This is a genomic window from Nitratireductor sp. GCM10026969, assembly GCF_042660605.1.
GTDB lineage: Bacteria > Pseudomonadota > Alphaproteobacteria > Rhizobiales > Rhizobiaceae > Chelativorans.
Window position 1 is genome coordinate 1 of the sequence record NZ_JBHSUM010000328.1, and the last position, 626, is coordinate 626.

The window sequence follows — 626 nt, forward strand, 5'->3', positions numbered from 1 at the left end:
ACGCGCTCTCGGGCGGGCAGCGCCAGCGCGTCGCCATCGCGCGGGCGCTGATCCTCGACCCGCGCGTGATCCTGCTCGACGAGCCGACCTCCGCGCTCGACGCCTCGGTGCAGGCCGAAATCCTCAACCTCCTGGAACGGCTGCGTGCCGAACGCCGTCTCACATACATTCTGGTGAGCCACGATCTGGCGGTGGTGACGCATCTTTGCGATCGCCTGCTCGTCATGCGCAACGGCGAAACGGTCGAAGAGACCGATACGGAGCACTTGCGTGCCGGCAAGGCCGAGACCGCCTATACGCGCGCGCTGATGAAGGCGACGGAAGGTTTCACGCGGGCGGCGCCCGCCAGCACGGAATGATGCCATGGCCGATAAGATCGCGATATTCGACGGACACAACGACACGCTTCTCAGGCTCTATCTGAAAGGCGGCCCTGATCCCGAGGCCGCCTTTTTCGATGGGGGCGGGGAAGGGCACATCGATCTGCCGCGCGCCAGGGCGGGCGGCCTGGCGGGCGGGCTTTTCGCCGTCTTCGTCCCCTCACAAGGCCGGGGTGCCGACGCGGATGTCCTGATGCGCCAGCCGCGCTACGACGTGCCGGTACCGAGGGCGCCCGAGGTCGATGC

The 626-nt window shown here is 67.6% G+C and carries 2 protein-coding genes; both read left to right on the top strand.

The genetic code is table 11. The features are described from left to right. The coding region (locus ACFP9U_RS25310; RefSeq protein ID WP_378625664.1) for an ABC transporter ATP-binding protein at nt 1-359 on the top strand (359 nt) is incomplete at its 5' end. Nucleotides 360-363: 4 nt separating this feature from the next. Then, a partial coding sequence (locus ACFP9U_RS25315) for a membrane dipeptidase (protein ID WP_378625666.1) occupies nt 364-626 on the top strand: 263 nt, incomplete at its 3' end.